Consider the following 20708-nt stretch of genomic DNA (forward strand, 5'->3'; position numbering starts at 1 on the left):
GCATATGTTATGCTTAGTGCGTAACACCGGGGAACAGAAGCTATAGGGCTAACCGTTCCCCAATTTGTTCCCCAGAAAGGGGCGAGGGATGAAGCTGACAGCAGCGACCGTTAAGAACATCAAGGCGTCTGACGCCCGGCAGGAGATACCGGACGCGATGATGCCAGGGCTTTATTTGGTGGTGCAGCCTACCGGTAAGAAAAGCTGGAAGGTGCGCTACAGGTTCGGCGGCAAACAGCCCCGCATGACCTTGGGCAAGTATCCTGACATGTCGCTAGCGGATGCACGGGATAGAGCGCGGGACGTTTTCCGCGAGGTGCAATCTGGCTTCGACCCTCAGGCACAGGTGCGGACCGCTAAGACCGAAGCTCCCACCAACTCCGTCAGTGACGCACTGGATGACTATTACAAGCGCAAGTTGGCGGCGCTGAAATCCGGCGATCAAGCCAAGGCAATGCTTGAACGTTTCATCCGGCCCGCGCTGGGAGAGCGCGTATTGACCGACATAGCGCGAGAAGACGTGCAGAGCGTCATTGACGACATCAACACCAGCGGACGCGGCGTCACTGCAAACCGCTGTCTGGCGTACACCAAGGCATTTTTGAATTGGTGCTGTGATCGCGGAAAGCTGGAAGTCAGCCCGGCTGATAGGATCAAGAAAGCAGTCAAAGAGAAGCAGCGAGATCGGCTCTTTGATGAGGATGAGATTAGGTGGTTCTGGCAGGCTTGCGATAAGGTGGGCTACCCATGGGGCGACATCGGTAAGCTACTTCTTCTTACGGGCCAACGGCGCAACGAAATCGCTCACATGGCGGACAACGAACTTCGTGGCGAAAGTCTCGCCCTGCCTAGCGGACGAACGAAGAACGGCAGAGCGCATGCAGTACCGCTCTCTGAGATGGCCTTTGACATCATCGAAGCCCTGCCCCGCATCGAAAATCCTAGGGGCTATCTCTTCACCACCAACGGGCGCTCGCCGGTAAGTGGCTTCACCAAGGGGCAGCAACGCATCGCCAAAGAGATGGAAAAGCTTGCCGAGCGGGAAATCCCGCATTGGACATGGCACGACCTGCGCCATTGCTGCGCAACCGGCTTGGCGTTCTACGCGCGAATCGAGGTTGTAGAGAAGGCGCTAAACCATGTCAGCGGCAAGCATGGCGGCATCGCAGGCCGCTACAATCACCACGAATATTCTATCGAGATGCGAGAAGCACTTGAGCATTGGGCAGAAAACATTCGGCGCATCACGGGGAACAACGAAGACGAATGACCCCTTGTTTATATAAGAAATCGCGATTGATGCGGATCCCCAATTTGCGGCGTTGTTATACTTCTTGCTAAACTGTTCACATCAGAGACGAACGTGCGAACTCTGACGAAGGAAAAGGCCCCGAGAGCGCGCCAACGCTCTCAAGGGGCCGGGTAGATACCTGCGAGGATCTGCCCCCTTCTTAGCACTGCTTGCTATGATGGGGCAACAAGAATGCCGAACCTTATTACTGCGAATGACGTGTGCGCGCGCCTCGGCGGCGTCACGAAGATGACCCTTTGGCGCTATCTTAACGACGAAGAGATGGCCTTCCCCAAACCGATCTACATCCGAACCCGGCGCTACTGGAAAGAAGCCGATCTTGCGGAATGGATTGAGGGGTGCGCCACGAATGCTTGATCAAAAAGAAACCCCCAGCGGCGAACTGGGGGCGCAAGAGATGAAGGATAACGGTACTTACGGCTTTGATATCACAGATACCTTTGATTGCACAATAGAGGCATTTGAAGCTGTGGTTGACGCCAAGCGGGCCGAGGTCGCGAAATGGAACGATCGCGTTGCCGCGTACCGTGAGAAGACGGATAAACCGCTGCCCCGTTCTGCCTATCGCGAACACCCCGCATTTTGCGACCTCTATGACATTTGCGCACTTACGTATGTCGGTGGCGATGAAGAGGAAATCCGGGACCATGTGGCAATTACGCTTTCAAAGGTTTCCAAGTCGGACGACGGCAGCCTTTTGTTTGATGGTCGTGGGCGTGACATGGTGAAGGCTTGGATGGACGCTGCCGTTCGCACCCGAAATGTGGCATCCGAACGCGGCGATATCGCAACCTGCGGCGCTGCGGACCAGATTGCGGAATGGGCTGGGTACCTAGATTGCCTTCTTTGGGAAGAGGGTCCGGTGGCATACATCCCTGCCGCTATCGCGATCCGCGAGGCTCAGTATGGCTGAGGTGGATAGCTGGCTGGCGGCTAAAGAGGTCGAAGATAAACAGAAGGAGGCGGCGAAAGTCGTCCCCCTCCAGCCCGCGCCCTACAAAGGAAAGGCGGCACCAGCGCCCCAAGCCTTTAACCTTGTCCCCATTGGCAGCTTAGAACTGACGGAACCTGAGTTTCTGATTGATGGCCTGATCGAGACGGAAACTTTGTCGCTTCTGTTTGGTGATCCCGGATGCGGCAAGACGTTCCTGGCACTGGACTTGGCGGGATGCACTGCCGCCGGGATCCCCTTCCATGGGCGTGAAGTCATGCACGGTCCGGTTGTCTATATGGCTGGTGAAGGACACAACGGCATTATCCGGCGCTTCATGGCATGGGCGAAAGAGAACGGCATTGAAGACCCTGCCAGCTTGCCGTTCTTCAAGAGCGAGCGGGCGGCGAACTTCCTTGACGGTGCCACCATGCAGGCCGTCAGTGCGGCGTGTGATGCTGTTGCGGCCTCTCACGGTCAACCCCGCCTGATCGTCGTAGATACGGTAGCCCGCAGCTTCGGCTCTGGTGATGAGAACTCCACGCAAGACATGGGGACATTCATCTGCGCTGTTGATGATCTAAGGGCGCGCTATCCCGGTGCCACCATTCTTCTAGTCCACCACACCGGACACGGGGACAAGAGCCGAGCACGTGGCGCAATGGCGCTCAAGGGTGCGCTAGACGCTGAATACCGGATTGAGAGGTCAAACGGCGTCGTTAGCATGACCGCGACAAAGATGAAGGATGCGCCAGAGCCGGAAGAGATCGGCTTTGAATTGGTGGACGTGCCGCTTGGGACGGACAAAAAAGGCAATCCGTTCGGGTCTGCCGTTTTGCGCCAAGCCGATGTGCCGACCAAGAAAGGCAAGCTGAATGCCAACCAGCGTATTGCTATCGAGAGCTTCAAGATGGCGGCACACGAAAAGGGCGTTCGCGATGATGGCGGATTCCGTGGTGTTTATCTCGAAGACTGGCGCGAGTACTTCTATCGCAAGCATCCCGGCGAAAACACGGACAGCAAGCGTCGTGCGTTCAATCGGGAACGGCAGAACCAAGACCTCTTTGACGTTAACCATGATCTCTACATTCTTAAAGGCCATGGCGTGGAGGATTTGCTATGAGGGACAAGCGGGACATTTGCGGGACATGTCCCGTTGTCCCGATCGGCAGTTGTTATGCAATGTAGCGGGACAGACGGGACACACCCCTATAGGGGTGTCCCGTGTCCCGCCCATAACTGAGGAAGGATGAGTATGAAGATTGGTGGAATGATTGCATTCGGAATTGTGCGTGGCGGAAAGCTCGCAACGGTGCAGTGTGGATTTGTTCCTGCCGTTGGGCAGATTTTAGAAGAAAAGGGGGATCGGTACAGGATTATGTCGGTCAATCCGGTCGGCGAACACTACGATCTTTTCTTGAAGAAGCTATAACCACCCCGATTAGCCCCGCCACCGTGCGGGGCTTATTATTACCAAATGATTATGAGGGTGGAACATGAGCACTAAGGGATTTGCCGCGTCTGTTGGCGCATGGACGAAGAAGGCCAAGACATTGCCGGACGAAGCGTTTCAAGAGTTTCTGAGATTGGTCTATCAAGAGCTAATGCGCGCAATGCCTGAGGTGACGGGCAATCTCAAGCGTAGTGTGCTGGTGACGGATACAGGGCTTGTGCCGGTGGATACTGACCCTGCCAAACAATACGTGGATATGACCGCCGAGAACATGGCCACCATTGCCAATATGAAGATTGGTGAGAAAGCTTATATCAGCGTGACAGCCCCCTATGCGATCAAAGAGAACTATGGCGGAGATGGTGAGTCCGGTAAGTTCTTCATTGAGATCACCGCATCCAAGTTCAAGGCATTGCAAGCCCAAGCCATTCGCAATGTGAAGGCGCGTAGCTGATGGCGTTCTATGATCGTGCAAGGGCAGCGCATGGGCGTCTTATGGCGTCCTATGGGCATGGCAGCGTGACGCTGACCAAGACCGAGACAGTGCCAGGCCCGAACCCTTGGGATCCACCAACTACAGTGGAGACCGACGAAACCCTAGACGCCATTGTGAGCGGCGTGACGGAAGAGTTTGTGAATGGTAGCGGCAGCATCGTAGCTACTGACCTCAGTGTGCAGTGTGGTGTCCCCACGGACATGCCCAATGCTGGCGACCAAGTGAAGGTTGATGGCGTTGCCCGTGCTGTGCTGGCTGTGCATCCGCTGCCCGGTGCTGGTGATCCCGTTGCCGTTCGGATCATATGCCGATGACTGCATATAAGGTCCCAATGCCCCTCGATATGGGTGAACCGGCGTACGCGGAGCGGGGTTGCGAAGTCTCTCTCAGAAAAATTCGGGGGAAAAATGGCGGGTAGACCAAGTAAACAAGCCTCTTCCGCAATTGCGTTCTTCAATAAATTGCGCATCCCCGAAGGTAAAATGGCGGGGAAGCCGGTTAAACTGGCATCCTATCAAAAGCAATTCATCAAGGGCGCTCTTGCTCCCGGTATCATGGTGGGCTGCCTGTCTATTGGTCGTGGTAATGGCAAGACCGCACTTTCCGCTGGTCTCGCTCTGGCTGACGTCATGGGGGAACTGACCGACCAACCCAAGCGCGAGGTGATCCTTGCCGCGCGCAACCGTGACCAAGCGAAGATCGCCTTCAACTTCATCGTGGGCTTCGTGGAGACGCTGCCCGACCATGAGCAAGAGCTGTTCACCATCCGTCGCGGATCCAAGCTGGAGGTGGAGTATAGCGGCAATGGTGGCGGTCTCGCCCGCTGTATCGCTGCCGATGGCAAGTCTATCCTTGGCGGTGCCCCTACTCTGGCTATCCTCGATGAGCGCGCCGCTTGGGACCGCGAGAAAGGCGACAACCTAGAAAACGCCATCCTGTCCGGCCTTGGTAAACGTGACGGGCGGGCGCTTATCATTTCCACGTCCGCACCTGATGACGCCAACACCTTTTCCCGGTGGCTCGATGAACCGCCGCCCGGCTCCTACGTGCAAGAGCATCGCCCGGCGTTCGGCCTCCCTGCTGACGATCTGGAAAGCCTGCTGATCGCCAACCCCGGCTCCAAGGAAGGTATCGGCTCGACCGCCGAATGGCTGGTGTCTCAAGCCCGCCGCGCTATCGCCCGTGGTGGTTCCGCACTGTCGTCGTTCCGCAATCTCAACCGCAATGAACGGGTCTCGACGGAAGACCGCTCTATGCTGGTCACGGTGGACGAATGGCTGTCTGCCGAAGTGTCGCCGGACGAACTGCCGCCACGCGAAGGGCCGTGCGTTCTGGGTGTGGATCTGGGCGGCTCCCGTAGCATGTCCGCAGCGGCGCTGTACTGGCCCGAGACGGGCCGTCTTGAGGCTGTCGGGACGTTTCCGTGTGTGCCGTCTCTCGCCGACCGTGGGGCTTCTGACGGCGTGTCTGACCGTTATACGCAAATGCAGGATCGGGGCGAGTTGACCACTATGGGGGACACGACCGTTCCCGTGGGCCGGTGGCTGGCCGAGGTGGTGGCGCTTGCGGATGGTCATGGGATTGCCTGCATCGTCGGGGACCGTTTCCGCCATGCTGAGTTTGTCGAGGCTATGCGGGCTGCCGGTCTCGACCGCGTGCCCTTCATATGGCGCGGATTTGGCTGGAAGGACGGCGCGGAAGATATCGAGCGCTTCCGCCGCGCGCTATTCGAGGGCAAGGTGCAAACCGTTCCTAGCCTGCTGCTGCGTAGCGCCTTCTCTGACGCTATCACGCTGGTTGACCCTGCCGGGAACCACAAGCTGGCAAAGGCGCGCTCTCTGGGCCGTATTGACGCCGCTGCGGCCTCTCTGCTGGCCGTGGCCGAGGGTGCCCGCATGGTGAACAAGCCTGCCACCAGAGCGCCGCGCTTCGCATGGGCATGAGGTATGCCCGCCACGGTTCCGCGATCTACAAGACGGCCCGCTGGAAGGTGGTACGGAAGCAGGCGAAAGACCGTGACGATTGGCGCTGTGTCGAATGTGGCAATAGAGGCCGTCTTGAGGTGGACCACATCAAGGCCATTCGAGACGGCGGTGCGGAATATGACCTCGATAACCTGCAAACGCTCTGCATTGCATGCCATGCGCGAAAGACGCGCTTGGAAATGGGATTCCCCGATAAATCTCCTGAGCGGAAGGAATGGGACGCATTCCTGAAGCGGGACCTGCCCGATTTAGAAAAGTGATTATCGGCTGATATTCTTCGGTTGTCATGATGACTGTAACAATCCGAGGATTTAATTAATGCTGGAATCGAAAAAGATTTCGCTTCGTCAATCTGAAATTCGGCAGGCTCTGTCGGAACTGGCCGGGAAGGAAAACCCGACCGCCGATGAGATCCGCTCTATGGAAGAAATGGACAAGGAATATCGTTCCGCCGAGGTCCGGTTTCGTGCCGCTATGATTTCCGAAGAATCCGAGCGCCGGGAAGCTGGCGAGGAACTGGAAACCCGTTCGGACAAAGAATGGGCTGGCATGATCGACCGCTTCGAGGTCCGCCAAGTCGCGCTTGCTCTCGATGAGGGCCGTTCGCTCGATGGTGCCACCAAAGAGATTGTGGACGAACTGCGCTCCGCTGGTGGTTATCGCGGTATCCCGCTCCCCCTTGCCGCTCTGGAACAACGCGCTGGCGAGACCGTCTCGGCTGACCTGTTCTCCCCTAAGGCAACCCGCAACATCATCGGGCGCATCTTCCCGAACAGCGTTGCCGCCAAGCTGGGCGTGTCGTCGGTCAATATTCCGCAGGGGACCGCTGAATGGCCTGTTGCCACCGCTGGTGCCGTTACGGGCTGGCAGGCTGACGAACTGTCGGACGTGGGTGCAGCTTCGGCCTATCAGACCACCGAAGTCACCATGTCGCCGGACAACACCCTTGGCGCGCAAATGGTTATTACCCGCAAGAGCCTCAAGCAAACGGGCCAAGGGCTGGAAAACGCTGTCCGCCAAGACATGAGCGCGGCAATCGCCGTCGCCCTGGACAACGTGATTATCAACGGCACTGGTGCTGCGGGCCAGCCTCTGGGCATCGTCCCCGGCGCTGCAACCTATGGCATCACGTCCACCGATATGACCGCCGCTGCGCCTGACTGGGCTGCGTTCCGCGCCGAGATCATCGCCTTCATGGAAGCGAACGCCATTACCGACCCCTCGCAGGTCAAGCTGGCATTCCCGCCCGCTATCTGGGGTGATCTGGACGATACGCTGATTTCCGGCACTGCGGTTTCCGAACTCGACCGGATGACCAAGCATGGCGTGTCGCCCATTCTGGCAAACCAGCTCACCGCTGGCAGCGCGATCATGACCACCACGGTTAACGGCGTTGCACCGGCCTTTGTGGGCCTCTGGGGCGCTGTCGATATGATCCGCGACCCCTACACCCGCGCAGCATCGGGACAGCTTGTCCTGACCGGCCTTGTCACTGCTGACGTGACCGTGGCGCGTGGTCTGCAAACCCGTATTCTGACCAACTTCGGGTAAACACATGGAAGCCCCCATTTTCAACGGCGGGCTTGAAATGCGGGCGGCGGGTGATGGTACTCGCCGCCTTCATGGCAGGTTCCCCTATATGAACCGGGCAACGATCCATTCCGGTGGGAATGGCCGTAGACCTCAGAAAGAGCAATTCGCTCCCCATTCCTTCAACTTCGCGATTCATGACCCCGAGCGGGATATTAACCTTCTGGTGGGCCATAGCTTCGATAAGCCGCTTGCCAGCAAGAAAGCGGGAACGCTGCTGTTTAACGATACAGACGAAGCCCTGCTATTCGAGGCAATCATTGTTCCCGAAATTCAGGAATCGACATGGTGGAAAGATTTCCTTGCCGCGTTCCTGTCTGGCCTGATGATTGGCATTTCCCCCGGCTTCCGTGTCGCGCCTCCCGAGGCCGTGGAAGAGGCCGAGACGGTGGAAGAGGAAGACCCCGAGGAAGGCAACGCGCTTATCCGCACCATCTTCGAGGCAATCCTGTTTGAGATGAGCATCGTGACCCGTCCCGCCTATGACGGCACCGAACTGGACATGCGCCAACTCGATAGCGGGCTGATCGTCCCCAACCACAAACCGGCAGCATACAGGTGGCGCGCATGACCTCCCGTTACATCGAATCCGAGACCGAAGTTTCCATCACGTTCCCGGCGGCTCCTAGCGGCGTTACTGGCACTGTGCCCGAAGTGATCTGGTCCAAGCTGGAAGGGTACACAACCTGCCGCTGGTCTACCGCTGTGATTGACTACGTGGTGAACCCGCCGTGCGAGGTGCTGTGGAAGCCCTACAATTTCCCGGCCACCATCGACACGGTGAACGGGGAAGCGGCCACGGTTAACGAGTTTGGCGAGGTGACCATTTCCGAGCGGTGCATTGTTCGCTGCACCATCGGCGGGCAGCCCGTCACGGATGGCGTTGAAGAGGCTTACAAGCGCCTCGCGGACTACTACGCCGGAACCTCGCTCACGGGCGTGTCCCGCTATTCCATCGACGTTGGCGACATTAGCGAAAGCTGGTCCCGCCGCGTGGATCTTGGCGCACTGGGCAACTCTGGCGCTGCCGAACTCCTGAAGAAATACCGCAAGGAAGGTGCCGCTCATGTTTGATTGGTTCAAGCGGAAGTCCGAACCCCAAGAGACCCGTTCCGTATCTGCGGCGGGCTATACCGCTCAAGTCATGTCGGCGCGCGAAGCGTATGTTTCCGGGCAGACTGGCCTTGGCGAACTTACCGCGACCGTGCAAGGCGCTGTGAGCCTCTGGGAAGGCGCTCTGTGTGCTGCGGATATCGACGGCACGTCGCTCCTGACCCGGCGCGATATGGCCCTTGCTGCCCGCTCTCTGGCGCTCCGTGGCGAGGCTGTATTCTACATCTCAGATAGCGGGCTACTGCCTGCCGCTGACTGGGAAATGTCCACCCGCAACGGCAAGCCCCGTGCGTATCGCCTTAGTATCCCCGAGACCGGCGGCGCGTATGCCGTGACCGCTCTTGCCGCTGAAGTCCTGCACTTCGTCATTGGTGCCGATCCTGTCGCGCCTTGGTACGGCATTTCCCCGCTGCGCCGATCGACGCTTTCCGCTGACATGCTCCACACGCTGGAAACGTCGCTGGCCGAGGTCTACGCCAACGCGCCTCTTGGCTCCCATATCGTGCCGTTCCCCGAAGCCCCTGGCACTGACCTAGAAACCCTTGCAAGCGGCTTCCGTGGGCGTCGTGGGCGCATCATGCTGCGCGAGAGTGTCAACGTCTCTGCGGCTGGTGGGGCCGCTCCTGCGCAAGATTGGAAGCCGTCCAGCTTGTCGCCGGATATGACGGGCACCATGGCAACGGAGAACTGGAAGGCGGCAAAGGGCGCGATCCTGAATGCCTATGGCGTTTTGCCCGCTCTGGTGGCCGATAACGCACAAGGGCCGCTTATCCGCGAGGCTCAACGGCATCTCGCTCAATGGACGCTCCAACCCATTGCCATGCTCATGGCCGAGGAGATCAGCGCCAAGCTGGGCCAAACGGTCAAGCTCGACGTTATGCGACCGCTCCAAGCTTTTGATGCGGGCGGACGTGCCCGTGCCGCTGCCACCATCATTCAAGCAATGGCGATGGCGAAAGAGGCGGGCGTGGACCCTGACGCCGCTATGAAACTGGTAGATTGGGGCGAGTGATGGCAGGCCGCGCAAAGTACATCATTGAAAAGCAATCGCCCCCGGTAACCTACTACTGGGGGCCAGAGGTGGACCGCGAGACCGCCCGCAGCATCGGACTGGTGCGCTTCTTCACCGGCAAACCCTGCAAGTATGGGCATGTCGCCGAGCGGTGGGTTTCCAGTGGCACCTGTATTGAATGCGTCCTGCAACGCCACCGGACGCCGGAATATCGCGAGTACGTGCGTCCGGTGAATGCGGCTTGGCTTGAGGCGAACCCCGGCAAGGTAGACCAATACAACGAACAGCGGCGCGACCGGCGGGAGAATGAGCCCGAGGCAGCCGAGCAGATGCGGGCGGCAAGTCGGGCTTGGCACGCTGAGAAGTCCAAAGACCCGGAATGGCGGGCCAAGGAACGCGAGAGGCTGCGGAAGTATGCGTAAGGCCGTCAAACTCTCTGAAGTCGTCTGGGCGCAAAAGGTGGTGTCGGGGGAATATCCGCCTGCACCATCCGGCATGTCGCCCCATGGTGCTGACGACCTGTGGCCGCTGGTGGAGGAAAAGCTTGGCTATGGCGTGGGTAAGCGCCGGGTCCGTTACATGCTCCACGACCAAGGGGCCAAGTGCTCCAAGCCGCTGGCCTTCTACCCGCCCGAATGGTGGAACGTGGTAAGCATCGAAGAGGCTGCGCGGGTGGTCGATGACCGGGGCGAAGAGACCGGCGAATTTGTCTATCAGACCCCTAAGCCCCGCAAAGACGGTTCCGTGGCGATCCGTCTAGGCCGTGTGACGGTGATAGAGGCTGAGATTGATGGCCCCGAGGTAGGCATCCCCGAGGCCGTGCGTTACGCGCTTACGTGGGCTGAGAAGCAGCCTAGGAGCGCGAGGGGTAGGACCCTTACTTAAAGCTGTTCCCGTTGATAAGTGCTCCCTTCAGCGCCTTGGCGCACGCATCGACAAGTTTCAGAAACTCCCCAGCGTCTTGAATTTTCGGGCTGGTACCCTTCGAGTCGTACCAAATGTTTTTAGCCATATCGTGCGCTGTGACGGCCAAGCCCTTGTCGGAATCGCTACTCATTTCACTTCCTCTTTCTATAGGTCCGCGAACGGTAGCAGATGGCAGGAATCGGGCAAGATGGTCTGACGCGAGTTCGCATCACGCGCTATGTAAGGCCATTGTTCCCCCGGCGTTCCCCAAAAACCAAAAGCCCCTAGCGATAGGGGCTTTAACTTACGCATAAGTCATTGATTTATAATGGTACCGCCTTCCCGGTTCGAACGGGAGACCTCTTGATCCACAATCAAGCGCTCTAACCTACTGAGCTAAGGCGGCACGCTCGGGGGGAATAACGCCAGCCCTTTTCGATTGCAAGCCCCAATCCTGAGTTAAATTGCCCGCTCCCAATGCTGCTCGACAAGCGGCACGCCGAAGCTGGTCACGGGCGTTGAAGACACAAGGGAAAACCCGTTCTTCGCGTAGAGCGCGCAGGCGGCGCGATGGCTTTCATGGGTCCAGAGCGTCATGCGGTGGTAGCCGGCGTCCCGCGCGAATCCCAAGCAAGTGTCGAGCAGGCGCTGTCCCAGCCCCCGGCCGCGCGCCTCCGGCAGCAGCAGGAAGAGGCGCAGCTTGGCCAGCGCCGCGCCGCCGTCGCTGCCCGCGTCGACGCAGAAGATGCTGCCAAGCCGCTGCCTCCCCTCCCAGGCGATCCAGCCGCGCTCGCGTGCCGGATCATGGCTGGCGTCGAAGTCGCGCAGGATCCGATCGACCAGGGTCCCGAAGCTTGCGTCGAACCCCTCGTCACGGGCGTAAAGCTCGGCATGCTGGCGCACCAGCCACTCCCGGTCGCCGGGACCGTAGACCCGCAGGTCGATCGGCTCACCCGCCGCGTGCAACATGGACATCACTCCCCCCGCGCTTGCAATATGCACCCTGCGGGTCTAAGCCCGCGCAATTCCAGTTTCATGGGGACGGTCATGGGGATCAACACCGAACGCGACATCGAAGCCAACCTGCAGATCGGCCCGACCGATCAGGGCATGGTGCGTCTCTACATCTATGCCGGCGACCTCGAGATCCCGATGGATTTCGATCCCGAGGAAGCCGAGGAAATCGCCGAGGAGCTGCGCGCTGCCGCCGCCACGGCGCGCAACGTCAAGAAACGTCGCTAAGGCGCGATTCCCGGCACGTCACCCCCAGGCGTCCAGGCGCGCCTCGGGGTCGCGCAGCGCATGGAGCCGCCGCGCCGCATGGGTGGCAAACCGCCGGGTGAGCGCGCTGCGCCGCGCGCCGTTCAGCTTGTGCTCGGGCGCCATGCGCAGGATCTCGGCGTCATAGGCGTCGGCAATGATGAGCCCGGTGCCCTCGGGCAGAAGGTCGGTCGGGAACAGCTCGTCCACCGCCCAGAAATAGCGGTCGCACCAGTCGAGATAGCCCTGCCACTTGCCGTCCGACATGAAATCAGCCCGGCTGCTCTTGCACTCCACCACCCAAATCTCGCCCTTCGGTCCCAGCGCCATCACATCGACGCGCCGGCCACGCTCGGGCACGAATTCCTCGACCGGCGCGAAGCCCAGGCTGGCCAGGTGACGGCACACGCCGCGCGCCAGCAGCTGACCGGGCATCATCGGGGTTTCGTTCAGAAGGGTCATGCCCCCACTATGAACATTAGGTGAACAAAGGCAAGTCGCAGCCCACTCACTCTTTTTTGCGCCGCGCGCACGCCTATTTGCTGTCACATGCTTGCAGGAGGCCCCGGCGATGACCGACACGATGCACGACGAGACCGGCGACATCCGCTCCCCCGGCTCGAAGACCCGCGGACTGCGTCATGCGCGCGAGCTCGAACAGCATCTTGGCTGGCTCGACACGTTTTCCGGCACCGCGCTCGGCGTGCTCTCGGTCGCCTCGGGCATCTATACCTATCTCGGCGTCTCCTCGCTGCTCGAAGAAGGTGGCGCTTTCACCGTCTTTGCCGCCATCGCCTATTCGGTGGCGGTCTCGGTCGGCATCTTCGTCTTCTGGTCCTACCTGATGCGACTCTTCCCGGCGATGCGCTCGACCCGCTCCCGCATGGGGCTTCTGGGGGCGATGGGGCTCGGCTCGCTGGCGATCATCGCCATGTCCTCCTGGCTGAACGCCGCGGCCCTGGCCGGCTCGGCGGCAGTCGAACAGCACCTGGCCGAAACCGTGCAGGACTACCAGGGCGCGCTGGAGCGCACGCATGAAATCGCGCTGACCGGCCAGTCGCTCGAGCGCGACGTGGCGCGGGTGCGGCAGAGCTTCGAGGATCTCTCCGAGCAGGAAGCCGAGGGATCGCTCTCCGGCCTCGCCGGGCGCGGCGCGGTGTTCCGCGTGCTGCGGCAGAAATCGGCGGAACTCTCCGCCCTCGAGACGCAGATCGCCGAGCAGACGCCGTTGGTGGACAGCGCCTTCGCGCAGGGCAACGCCATTCTGTCGCGGATGCGCGCGCTCACCGTCGAGCCCGGCCCGGTCGAGCCACGCTCGGTGGAATTCTCCGGGGCCGCGGTAGAGCTGCAGGGCCTCATCGCGCAGCTCCGCCAGCTGTCGGTCGCGCCGCTGGTCGAGCGCGCGGCGCAGGATCTCGCCGCCTCGGTGGTGTTGCCCGAGCTCGATGGCCGCAATGATATCGACCGCGGCACCCAGGCGGCGGCGATCACCTCCGTGCTGGAGGTCCTGGGGCAGCGCGCCACCACGCTGGAGCGTGCCGCCCAGAACGTGCTGGCGCTGACCCCCGCCGCCGAGGTCACCTACACGCCGGTTTCGGCCGCCGACGCGGTGATCATGTACGCCCGCAACTTCATCCCCTCCTGGGCCGGCGCCATCGCCATCGACCTGCTGCCCGCGGTGCTTGTGCTGATCCTTGCCGTCACCCACGGCGCGATCCGCCACGGCCGCGAGGGTGCCGAGATCGAGGACACGCTGACGCTGGCCGAATTGCGCGCGGCGCTGCGCGCCATGCGCGAGGTCGAGGGCACGCTGCACCCGACCGCCGCCGCGCCCATGCCCATTTCCGCGCAGCGCGACGACCACGCTGAGCCTGCCGCCGAAAAACCCGAGGCTCCCGAGGTCTCACGTTTCACCGGGCGCACGCCATGAGACACCGCAGATGAGGCATCTGACCGTCGCCCGCGCCCTCACCGGCGCCCTGTTGCTGCAAATCGCCCTCGGGGCCTTCCTCGTGCTCGGCGATCTCAGCAGCGGCGATTTCTCCCTGCCGCGCTTCGGCCCGTCAGCGCCGCGCCTGACCCAACCGGTCACCCCCGGCGACCAGCGCCGCACCTTCGCGCCGAATCGCGACCTGCCGCCGCTGTCGCCGCTGCGCGATCCCGGCAAGCTGCCGAACCGCCTCGCGCTGACTGAGGCCGAGGGCGGGACATGGCGGCTCGAGGGCACCATCGCCGAGGGAGACGCCGAGCGCATCATCGCCGCGCTGGACGGGGCCCCCGGCATCGAGCGGCTGATCCTGCAAAGCCCCGGCGGCTCGGTGCCCGACGCGCTCGCGATCGGGCGGCACCTGCGGCAGATGGGCCTCGGCACGCGGATGCTCGAGGGGGAATTCTGCTATTCCGCCTGCCCCTACCTGCTGGCCGCCGGCACCCCCCGCGACATCCCCGAAGGTGCCTCCGTCGGCGTGCACCAGCATTATTTCGGTGAAAGCACCCTGCTGCCGGCCTTCGTCGCCGTCGAGCAGATCCAGCGCGGCCAGGGCGATGTCATGGAATACCTGCAAGAGATGGGCATTGACCCGATGGTGCTGCGCCCCGCCCTCGCCACTCCCGCCGATCAGATCTACATCCTGCTGCCCGAGGAACTGGCCCGATACAAATTCGTGACGCCGGAAGGCTGACTCCGGCACCTCGCCCCTTGTCGCGGAGCCTTGCCGGCACTATCTCGGGATCAGGCGGGTTCTGACCTTTGCGTGCATGGTTGCATTCCGGTGGCCTTAAGCAATTCCGAGGGAGTTGGCTCTGTCCGGGCCCTGGTCCGGTTACCTGACGCCCACCTGTATATACAGGTCCTCGGGAATGAGATAACCCCACGGAAGGACCGGTTCCCGCCGCTTTCTCTACCGACATGGTCGCACATCCCCGCCCTGCGCAGCCGCGCGCCACGGTCGGCTGGGACATCCGACAACAAGAAAGCGCCCCCGCGAGGAGGCGCTTCGATTCGCAACAGGTCATCCGCGGTCAGAGCAGCCGGCGCTTCTTCTGCTCGACGGGGATGCGGATCGGCATCGGCTCGACCGCCATGCGCTTGCCCCCGGTCGGCCGGTCCTGATCGCCGGACAGGCGCATCACCGTCATGGCGAATTGCGCACCGGCAAAGACCAGCCCGTTGAAGATCCACAAAAGAAACACCGCCAGCATGCCCGCGTCGGAATGGGTCACCAGATGCTGCAGGTTGGCGACATTCTGCCAGAGCAGCAGCGCCACGAACCCCGCCGACAGGCCGAAGCCGATCGCGCATTGGGTGATGTAGAGGCGGACGAGTTTCGGCATGTGACTCTCCTTCATCAGGTGAAAGAAGCGTAGCGGACCCGCGTCAAAGCACAAGACCCGCGGAGAATTCCGCTCCGTCACATTCAAATGTAGGCATGCCGCAGTGAAACGCAAGCCGCGCTTCCCCGAGGACAGCGGCGCGCGGTGCCAAAGGCGGCCGAGAAAAGGGCCGGTCACGACGCGCGCGACCGGCCCTTTCTTCTAGGATCAAATATCCCGGGGGAGTCGCGGCGCAGCCGCGGCGGGGGCAGCGCCCCCTGCCCCGCAGGGCCTCAGAAAGCCTCGGGCTTGGCCTCGCGCGCCATGTGGTCGAGCACGGCATTGACGAACTGCACCTCGCGGCCCTCGTTGAAGAAGGCGCGGGCCACGTCGATGAACTCGGTGATCACCACCTTCGGCGGCGTGTCGAGCGCCACCATCTCGGCACCGGCGGCGCGGAACAGCGCGCGCAGGATCGGGTCGATCCGGTCGATCGGCCATTTCGCCACCAGCGCGCGGTCGGTCATCTGGTCGATCTTCGCCTGCCAGTTGACCGCCTCGCTGATGATCTTGCCGAAAAGGTCCACGTCCCCGTCCATCAGCTCGACGCCCTCCTCGACTTCCGCACCGAAACGGTAGTCGAGGAATTCGCGCATCGTCTTCTCAGCCGTCGTGCCGGAGATCTCCATCTGGTAGAGCGCCTGCACGGCATAGAGCCGGGATGCGGATTTCATACGGCGTTTGAGATTGCCGGAGGGGGGGACCGGGGTCGTCATGCGCTATGCTTTCCTTTGGAAGCGCCCGCGATCTGGTATTCATCCTGGGCGGGCACGAATCCCACCCCCTTGCGGGCGCCGCCCCACCTACGGGCCAGCGCCACAAGATGCAAGGCTGCAGCCGCGGCACCGCCGCCCTTGTTCTGGCCCGTCGATTCGGCGCGCACGCGCGCCTGCTCGAAGTTCTCGACGGTGAGGATGCCGTTGCCGATGCAGAGCCCCTGCAGGCCGAGCAGCGTCAGCCCGCGCGAGCTGTCGTTGCAGACGGTCTCGTAGTGGGTGGTCTCGCCGCGGATCACGCAGCCCAGGGCCACGTAGCCGTCGAAGTTGGACATGCGCTCGGCGATGCCGATGGCGGTCGGAACTTCCAGCGCGCCGGGCACTTCGACGATCTCGTGAAAGCCGCCTGCCGCCTCGATCTCGGCGATGGCGCCGGCGATCAGCTCGTCGGCGATATCCTTGTAGTAGGGTGCCACGACGATGAGGATCTTCACCGGCTTGTCGAACTCGGCGCGCGGCAGGGTGTAGTGGGTTTCGCTCGAGGCCATCGTCACTCTCCGATCTTGCGGGTGCCCACGATCTCGAGCCCGTAGGCCTCGAGCCCGACGACGCGCGGGGTGGGCGAATTGGTCAGCAGCACCATCTTCGACAGGCCGAGCGACGAGAGAATCTGCGCACCGAGCCCGTATTGACGCAGGGTGCGCGGAGACACGTCATCATGCAACTCCAGCTTCATCGAGGTGTCGCGCAGCAGCACGACCACGCCGCGCCCCTCTTCGGCCACCGCCTGCATCGAGTCGCGGAACTCGTCGGACCGTCCGGTGTGACCGGTGCCGATGATGTCGAGCATCGGATCAAGCGCGTGCATCCGCACCAGCACCGGCTCGGGGCCGGAAATATCGCCTTTGGTCAGCACGATATGCTCGTCGCCATGGGACTGGTCGGTGTAGATGCGCATGTGCCAGTCGCCGCCGAACTCCGAGCGGACGACCTCTTCGGAGCGCACGCGCACGAGGTTGTCGTGGCGGCGGCGGTAGGCGATGAGATCCGAGATCGTGCCGATCTTCAAACCGTGCTTCTGGGCGAAGGCCACCAGCTCGGGAAGGCGCGACATGGTGCCGTCCTCGTTCATGATCTCGCAGATCACCCCGGCGGGGTTCAGCCCCGCAAGCCGCGAGACGTCGACCGCCGCCTCGGTATGGCCGGCACGGACCAGCACGCCGCCATCCTTGGCGCGCAGCGGGAAGACGTGGCCCGGCGTGGCGATGTCGGCGGCGCCCTTCGAGGCGTCGATGGCCACGGCCACGGTCTTGGCGCGGTCGGCGGCCGAAATGCCGGTGGTCACGCCCTCGCGCGCCTCGATCGAGATGGTGAAGGCCGTCTCGTGGCGCGAGGAGTTGTTCACCGACATCAGGTGCAGGCCCAGCTCGTCGATGCGCTTGGAAGTCATCGACAGGCAGATCAGCCCGCGACCATGGGTCGCCATGAAGTTGATCGCGTCGGGGGTCGCCCATTGCGCCGGGATCACGAGGTCGCCCTCGTTCTCGCGGTCCTCGTGGTCGACGAGGATGAACATCCGCCCGTTGCGGGCGTCCTCGATGATCTCCTCGACCGAGGAAATCGCGTCTTTCCAGTTTTCTTCAACCGGTCCGGGGTTTTCGTAGTCCGCCATGTCGCCTCGCAATTCGTCCCCCGCCAAATAAGGCAGGAGGGCAAGAAAGACTAGGCCGGTTTTTGTGCGGGACTGTGCTGCCCCCTGTGCATGCCAGGGCGCGCCGGCTCAGTCGAAGATGTCCTCGAGCAGATCGAAGATCCCCCTGGCCGCCCGCTGCGCCGGAGATCGGCGTTTCTTGCGCGGCTTTTGCGCCATCTTGCGCATCGCCTTGTCGGCCTTGCGCTGCGCTTTCGACGGATCCGGCAGCGGACGCGCCTGCCACGGGGCGGGCCCGGTGGCGCCGCGCCCCGTTTCGGACTTCAGGTTCTTCAACTGGCGCAGCGGAGCGCCGCAGGAGGCGCAGCTGAGTTCGTGGCGCTGCGTGCCGTTCAGCACGAGGGCGGCGCGGCTTCCGCAATAGCAACAGGTGGCAATCGTCTGGACCATGCGCCCGATATGGGCGCGCCGCCGCCGCGCCGCAAGCTCACCCGCCGCTCAGGGTCTTGCAGCGTAGAGCGCCACCGCCGCCGCGTTCGACACGTTGAGCGAGCCGAAACCGCGCGCGAAGTCGATCTTCACCAGCTGGTCGACGGTTTCCTTGGTGCGCTGGCGCAGCCCCGGCCCCTCGGCCCCCAGAACCAGCGCCACCGCGCGGTCGCGCTTGCCGTCCATCGCCGTATCGATGCTGATCTCTGCCTCGCCGTCGAGCCCGAGCACGATGTAGCCCATCCCCTGCAACGCCACGATGGTGTCCGCGAGGTTGCGTTCGCGCAGGTAGGGCTGACGCTCCAGCGCGCCCGAGGCGGTTTTTGCCAGCGCGCCGGTCTCGGGCGCGGAATGGTGCAGCGTGCCGATCACCGCCTGCGCGCCGAAAACCTCGGCCGAGCGCAGGATTGCCCCAACGTTATGCGGATCGGTCACCCGGTCGAGCAGCACCAGGCGCGGCGGCGTTTCGCCATCTCCGAGCGCCACATCCTCGAGTCGCCCCCAATTCAGCGGCTTCACTTCCAGCGCCGCACCCTGGTGCACCGACTGCGGGTCGAGCGGCGCCCCGAAGCTGCGCGGATCGTGAATCTCGGGCTCGATACCCCCCGCCTCCAAAGCGTCTTCGAGCTTGGATTTTGCGTTCAATGTCAGGATCAAGCGCAGTTTCTCGCGCTTCGGGTTCATCAGCGCGTCACGCACCGCATGCAGGCCGAACAGCCAGACGGTCTCGGCTGCCTTGGCCTTCTTCGACTGTTCCTTCTCGACCACCCATTTCGGTTTCTTGACCATGGCACGCGTCCTTTTTTCCTGAGCTTCGGTCTCTGCATCGCCCGGTGACGCGCTGCAAGATATTTTCCTGTTGACGACCCTTTTGAGTGCTTGTAGTCAGCGCCCCACGACGCCGGTCATACGGCGGAGGACGCCAGAGACTGGCGGAAAGTGGGCGACAGGCCGCAAGGTGTGGCAGGGGACTGTAACTCCCTCGCGGAGACGCACGCCTGGTTCGATTCCAGGGTCGCCCACCACTTTCCCCTTCGGAAATCCCTCCCTATCTGTCCAGGTTGCGATGGCGGTGCGGAATCACCTCGCCCCAGAGTGTTGCGGCGCTTGGCCCTTCGGCCTAAGTGCCTTTTTCATATCATGGTCATGCCCCGAGGACCCAGCCCCCGACGATGCTGCGTTACCGCCTTCTCCTATCTCTCTTTGCGGCCGTCGTTCTGGGCCGCGCCGCGCTGAGGCGCGACTGGGATGGAATGCGGGCGCGACTCGGCCATGGCAGGGCGAATCCCGGTGCGCATGTCTGGCTGCATGCCGCCTCGAACGGCGAGCTGGCCTCGGCCAAGCCGGTGATTGAAGCGCTCTGCGCCGCACGGCCGGACATGAAGCTTCTGGTCACCTGCAATTCCGAGTCGGGCGTGGCCTTGGCGCAGAGCTGGGGACTCTGCGCGCGACTCGCACCGCTGGACCTTGCCCGCGTCAGCAAGCGCTTCCTCCGTCGCTGGAACGTGCGCAGCCACATCACGATGGAATCGGAGCTCTGGCCGCACCGGCTGCTGAACTGCCCCGGCCCGGTCATGGTGCTCGGCGGGCGACTCAACGAAGGCACCGCCAAGGGCTGGCGGCTGTTCGGCGGGCTGCACACCCGCGTGCTGCACCGGGTCGCCTTCCTCTCGGCACAGGATCCCGACTCGCGTGAGCGCTTCGTTGCGGCTGGCCTTCCGAAGGCGGCGCTCGGCCCTGTGGTCGATCTCAAGGCGCTCTACACCCCTCCCGAACAACACGACCCGGAGCTTGAGGCGGAATTTGCCCGCGCAAGCACCTGGCTTGCCGCCTCCACACACGAGGGCGAAGACGAGACCGTGCTCGCCGCCCACGCCGAGGCGCGTCGGCAGGAGCCCGGATTGCGGCTCATTCTCGCGCCGCGCCATCCGCGCCGGGCCGAGCAGATCGCCCGCCTCGCCGCCGCGCAGGGCCTCAGCTGCGCGCGGCGCAGCCTTGGCGAGACTCCGCGTGGCGCGGATGTCTACCTGGCCGACACGCTCGGCGAGATGGCGCTGTTCTACCGCCTCGCGGGGCGCGTCTTCGTCGCTGGCACACTCACAGATCGCGGCGGTCACACCCCCTACGAGCCCGCCGCCTTCGGCGCGGCTCTGATCCACGGACCCGATGTCCGTAATTTCCGCCCCCCCTTTGCCCTGCTCGACGCCGCCGGAGCCGCGCTGCCCGTCGAGGACGCCGCCGGGCTGGCCGCCGCGCTGCTCACCCTCGGCGGCGATGCCGCGCAGCAGCGCGCCGGTGCCGCGGCCCGAACTCTGCTCGAACCGGAAGCATCCGCGGCGGAACTCGTGAAAGATCTGACACAACATATGGACGCCTGACAAAAACCGGCGCAGCATCAGCTCAAAACGAGCAGGGCAACAGG

At 62.6% G+C, this 20708-nt stretch carries 28 protein-coding genes and 2 tRNA genes; 20 read left to right on the plus strand and 10 right to left on the minus strand.

The window, feature by feature from the left end; translation table 11 throughout:
* The first annotated feature begins 88 nt into the window (after positions 1-88).
* The 15 genes from IQ782_RS06765 to IQ782_RS06835 all read left to right on the plus strand — a co-directional run bounded on the left by IQ782_RS06765 (position 89) and on the right by IQ782_RS06835 (position 10777).
* Positions 89-1270, plus strand: a complete 1182-nt coding sequence (locus IQ782_RS06765; RefSeq protein WP_194133870.1) for a tyrosine-type recombinase/integrase — start codon at positions 89-91, stop codon at positions 1268-1270.
* 213 nt (positions 1271-1483) lie between these two features.
* Positions 1484-1669: a helix-turn-helix transcriptional regulator gene (locus tag IQ782_RS06770; RefSeq protein WP_194133871.1), complete on the plus strand. Its 186-nt coding sequence runs from the start codon at positions 1484-1486 to the stop codon at positions 1667-1669.
* Complete coding sequence (locus IQ782_RS06775) at positions 1662-2225, plus strand: hypothetical protein (RefSeq protein ID WP_194133872.1); 564 nt, start codon at positions 1662-1664, stop codon at positions 2223-2225. The genes IQ782_RS06770 and IQ782_RS06775 overlap by 8 nt, the downstream gene beginning before the upstream one ends.
* Positions 2218-3366, plus strand: a complete 1149-nt coding sequence (locus IQ782_RS06780; RefSeq protein ID WP_194133873.1) for an AAA family ATPase — start codon at positions 2218-2220, stop codon at positions 3364-3366. Before IQ782_RS06775 ends, IQ782_RS06780 begins: the two co-directional genes overlap by 8 nt.
* A gap of 126 nt (positions 3367-3492) precedes the next feature.
* On the plus strand, positions 3493-3675 hold the full coding sequence (locus tag IQ782_RS06785; RefSeq protein ID WP_194133874.1) for a hypothetical protein: 183 nt from the start codon (positions 3493-3495) through the stop codon (positions 3673-3675).
* Between the two features lie 64 nt (positions 3676-3739).
* A complete protein-coding gene (locus IQ782_RS06790; protein ID WP_194133875.1) occupies positions 3740-4150 on the plus strand; it encodes a hypothetical protein in 411 nt (136 codons plus the stop codon).
* Complete coding sequence (locus tag IQ782_RS06795; RefSeq protein ID WP_194133876.1) at positions 4150-4506, plus strand: hypothetical protein; 357 nt, start codon at positions 4150-4152, stop codon at positions 4504-4506. The genes IQ782_RS06790 and IQ782_RS06795 overlap by 1 nt, the downstream gene beginning before the upstream one ends.
* A 93-nt stretch (positions 4507-4599) precedes the next feature.
* Complete coding sequence (locus IQ782_RS06800; protein WP_194133877.1) at positions 4600-6135, plus strand: terminase large subunit domain-containing protein; 1536 nt, start codon at positions 4600-4602, stop codon at positions 6133-6135.
* The gene (locus IQ782_RS06805; protein WP_240989159.1) at positions 6132-6437 is read left to right on the plus strand and encodes an HNH endonuclease; all 306 of its coding nucleotides are present in this window, start codon (positions 6132-6134) and stop codon (positions 6435-6437) included. Before IQ782_RS06800 ends, IQ782_RS06805 begins: the two co-directional genes overlap by 4 nt.
* A 58-nt stretch (positions 6438-6495) precedes the next feature.
* Positions 6496-7728, plus strand: coding sequence for a phage major capsid protein (locus tag IQ782_RS06810; RefSeq protein ID WP_194133879.1), 1233 nt, complete (start codon positions 6496-6498; stop codon positions 7726-7728).
* Between the two features lie 4 nt (positions 7729-7732).
* Entirely contained in the window at positions 7733-8338 is a 606-nt protein-coding gene (locus tag IQ782_RS06815; protein ID WP_194133880.1) for an HK97 family phage prohead protease, read from the plus strand.
* Positions 8335-8841, plus strand: coding sequence for a hypothetical protein (locus tag IQ782_RS06820; RefSeq protein ID WP_194133881.1), 507 nt, complete (start codon positions 8335-8337; stop codon positions 8839-8841). The genes IQ782_RS06815 and IQ782_RS06820 overlap by 4 nt, the downstream gene beginning before the upstream one ends.
* A complete protein-coding gene (locus IQ782_RS06825; RefSeq protein ID WP_194133882.1) occupies positions 8834-9892 on the plus strand; it encodes a phage portal protein in 1059 nt (352 codons plus the stop codon). The genes IQ782_RS06820 and IQ782_RS06825 overlap by 8 nt, the downstream gene beginning before the upstream one ends.
* Positions 9892-10314 (plus strand): hypothetical protein, encoded by a 423-nt coding sequence (locus tag IQ782_RS06830; RefSeq protein WP_194134092.1) that lies wholly within the window; start codon positions 9892-9894, stop codon positions 10312-10314. The genes IQ782_RS06825 and IQ782_RS06830 overlap by 1 nt, the downstream gene beginning before the upstream one ends.
* A complete protein-coding gene (locus IQ782_RS06835; protein ID WP_194133883.1) occupies positions 10307-10777 on the plus strand; it encodes a hypothetical protein in 471 nt (156 codons plus the stop codon). The genes IQ782_RS06830 and IQ782_RS06835 overlap by 8 nt, the downstream gene beginning before the upstream one ends.
* On the opposite strand, the gene IQ782_RS06840 is transcribed toward IQ782_RS06835, so the two are convergent.
* The 3 genes from IQ782_RS06840 to IQ782_RS06850 all read right to left on the minus strand — a co-directional run bounded on the left by IQ782_RS06840 (position 10770) and on the right by IQ782_RS06850 (position 11773).
* Positions 10770-10949 carry a hypothetical protein gene (locus IQ782_RS06840; protein WP_194133884.1) on the minus strand — a complete coding sequence of 60 codons (180 nt, stop codon included), beginning with the start codon at positions 10947-10949 and terminating at the stop codon, positions 10770-10772. The genes IQ782_RS06835 and IQ782_RS06840 overlap by 8 nt on opposite strands.
* Positions 10950-11127: 178 nt before the next feature.
* Positions 11128-11204 (minus strand) — tRNA-His (locus tag IQ782_RS06845).
* 53 nt (positions 11205-11257) lie between these two features.
* Complete coding sequence (locus IQ782_RS06850; protein ID WP_420832628.1) at positions 11258-11773, minus strand: GNAT family N-acetyltransferase; 516 nt, start codon at positions 11771-11773, stop codon at positions 11258-11260.
* A 72-nt stretch (positions 11774-11845) separates the two neighbouring features.
* Between IQ782_RS06850 and IQ782_RS06855 the strand changes: the two genes are divergently transcribed.
* Entirely contained in the window at positions 11846-12040 is a 195-nt protein-coding gene (locus tag IQ782_RS06855) for a DUF6324 family protein (protein ID WP_194133885.1), read from the plus strand.
* Positions 12041-12058: 18 nt separating this feature from the next.
* On the opposite strand, the gene IQ782_RS06860 is transcribed toward IQ782_RS06855, so the two are convergent.
* Positions 12059-12520, minus strand: a complete 462-nt coding sequence (locus IQ782_RS06860; protein WP_194133886.1) for an MmcB family DNA repair protein — start codon at positions 12518-12520, stop codon at positions 12059-12061.
* Positions 12521-12641: 121 nt separating this feature from the next.
* Between IQ782_RS06860 and IQ782_RS06865 the strand changes: the two genes are divergently transcribed.
* Complete coding sequence (locus IQ782_RS06865; RefSeq protein ID WP_194134081.1) at positions 12642-13988, plus strand: coiled-coil domain-containing protein; 1347 nt, start codon at positions 12642-12644, stop codon at positions 13986-13988.
* Between the two features lie 10 nt (positions 13989-13998).
* On the plus strand, positions 13999-14739 hold the full coding sequence (locus IQ782_RS06870) for a COG3904 family protein (protein ID WP_194133887.1): 741 nt from the start codon (positions 13999-14001) through the stop codon (positions 14737-14739).
* Between the two features lie 340 nt (positions 14740-15079).
* On the opposite strand, the gene IQ782_RS06875 is transcribed toward IQ782_RS06870, so the two are convergent.
* The 6 genes from IQ782_RS06875 to rlmB all read right to left on the minus strand — a co-directional run bounded on the left by IQ782_RS06875 (position 15080) and on the right by rlmB (position 19075).
* The gene (locus tag IQ782_RS06875) at positions 15080-15391 is read right to left on the minus strand and encodes a hypothetical protein (protein ID WP_194133888.1); all 312 of its coding nucleotides are present in this window, start codon (positions 15389-15391) and stop codon (positions 15080-15082) included.
* A gap of 272 nt (positions 15392-15663) precedes the next feature.
* Positions 15664-16146 (minus strand): transcription antitermination factor NusB, encoded by a 483-nt coding sequence (gene nusB / locus IQ782_RS06880; RefSeq protein WP_194133889.1) that lies wholly within the window; start codon positions 16144-16146, stop codon positions 15664-15666.
* Entirely contained in the window at positions 16143-16694 is a 552-nt protein-coding gene (locus tag IQ782_RS06885) for a 6,7-dimethyl-8-ribityllumazine synthase (RefSeq protein WP_194133890.1), read from the minus strand. Before IQ782_RS06885 ends, nusB begins: the two co-directional genes overlap by 4 nt.
* A gap of 2 nt (positions 16695-16696) precedes the next feature.
* A complete protein-coding gene (gene ribB / locus IQ782_RS06890; RefSeq protein WP_194133891.1) occupies positions 16697-17818 on the minus strand; it encodes a 3,4-dihydroxy-2-butanone-4-phosphate synthase in 1122 nt (373 codons plus the stop codon).
* A gap of 108 nt (positions 17819-17926) precedes the next feature.
* Complete coding sequence (locus IQ782_RS06895) at positions 17927-18247, minus strand: hypothetical protein (RefSeq protein WP_194133892.1); 321 nt, start codon at positions 18245-18247, stop codon at positions 17927-17929.
* A gap of 48 nt (positions 18248-18295) precedes the next feature.
* On the minus strand, positions 18296-19075 hold the full coding sequence (rlmB, locus tag IQ782_RS06900) for a 23S rRNA (guanosine(2251)-2'-O)-methyltransferase RlmB (RefSeq protein ID WP_194133893.1): 780 nt from the start codon (positions 19073-19075) through the stop codon (positions 18296-18298).
* Between the two features lie 152 nt (positions 19076-19227).
* On the opposite strand from rlmB, the gene IQ782_RS06905 reads away from it, so the two are divergent.
* Both IQ782_RS06905 and IQ782_RS06910 read left to right on the plus strand, forming a co-directional pair.
* A tRNA-Tyr gene (locus tag IQ782_RS06905) sits at positions 19228-19311 on the plus strand.
* A 147-nt stretch (positions 19312-19458) separates the two neighbouring features.
* Entirely contained in the window at positions 19459-20664 is a 1206-nt protein-coding gene (locus tag IQ782_RS06910; RefSeq protein WP_194133894.1) for a 3-deoxy-D-manno-octulosonic acid transferase, read from the plus strand.
* Positions 20665-20708: the final 44 nt, after the last annotated feature.

Source organism: Salipiger mangrovisoli (genome assembly GCF_015223355.1).
GTDB classification, from domain to species: domain Bacteria; phylum Pseudomonadota; class Alphaproteobacteria; order Rhodobacterales; family Rhodobacteraceae; genus Salipiger; species Salipiger mangrovisoli.